Genomic DNA, 1,126 nt, shown 5'->3' with positions numbered 1-1,126 from the left:
CAACGAGGCCGCCGCCCGGCTCAGGCGGTGTGGCCGGTGTGGCGGGCGACGGCCTCGTTGAGGACCGCGCAGGCGCGGCGCAGGTCGGCGGGGTGCGCCGACCCGTAGCCCAGGACCAGTCCGTGCACGGTCGGGGCGCCGTGGCTGGCCCGCGAGGTGTCGTCCACCAGCACGCCCCGTTCGGCGGCCTCGGCCACTACGGGGGCGACGGCGTCGGCGGGCAACGGGAGCAGGACGTGCAGGCCCGCGGTGTCCCCGACGGGGCGGGTGGTGAGGAGGTCGATCAGCAGCCCGCGGCGGCGGGCGTACTCCAGGCGCATGCGGCGCAGGTGCCGGTCGAGGTCGCCGCGTTCGAGCAGCAGGGCGGTGGCGGCCTGGACCGGAACGCTGGTGCGGTCCGACAGGTCGTGGCGGACGGCGGCCAGGCGTTCCAGCAGCGGGGGTTCGGCGACGATCCAGCCGATGCCCAGGTCGGGGGAGAGGGTCTTGGACAGGGTGCCGAGCAGGATGACGCGGTCGGGGCCCAGGCCGTAGAGGGCGGGCAGGGGCGCCACGTCGTAGCGGAACTCGGCGTCGTAGTCGTCCTCCACGATCATCGCCGCGTTCCGGCGGGCCCAGGCCAGGAGGCGTTCGCGGCGCGGGACGGGCAGCCGTCCGCCGAGCGGGTACTGGTGGGCGGGTGTGGTGTGGACGAGGGTCAGGTCGTCGGGCAGGTGCTCGGTGAGGATGCCGTCGTGGTCGACCGGGCAGGGGAGCACGCGGGCTCCGCGGGCGGCCAGGATGGTGCGGGCCTTCTGGTAGCCGGGCTCCTCCACGCCCGCGCGGGTGCCCGCGCCGAGCAGGGCGGCCCCGACCAGGTCCAGGCCGTTGCCGGTGCCGCGGGTGACCATGACGTTCTCGGGGCCGATGCGTACTGCGCGGGTGCGGCGCAGGTGGTCGGCCAGGAGTGCGCGCAGCCGGGGCAGGCCGCGGGGGTCGGGGTCCTCGTCCAGGGGTTGTTCGGCCGCGTGCCGCCATGCCCGGCGCCAGGCGGCGCGGTCGTGGTCGCGGACCCAGGGAGCGCCGGGGCGCAGGTCGATCATGCCCTGGCTGCGGGCCTGTTCCCGGGAGGGGCGCGGGGCGGTGG

At 76.7% G+C, this 1,126-nt stretch carries 1 protein-coding gene; it reads right to left on the bottom strand.

Features of this window, described 5'->3' with window-relative positions; translation table 11 throughout:
- Positions 1-20: 20 nt before the first annotated feature.
- Positions 21-1,126: PLP-dependent aminotransferase family protein (locus tag DQW06_RS28435; protein ID WP_157983652.1), on the bottom strand; the 1,106-nt coding region annotated here is incomplete at its 5' end.

Source organism: Nocardiopsis sp. TNDT3, assembly GCF_003427465.1.
Taxonomy (GTDB): Bacteria; Actinomycetota; Actinomycetes; order Streptosporangiales; family Streptosporangiaceae; genus Nocardiopsis; species Nocardiopsis dassonvillei.
This window is presented reverse-complemented; position numbering and strand designations above follow the sequence as displayed.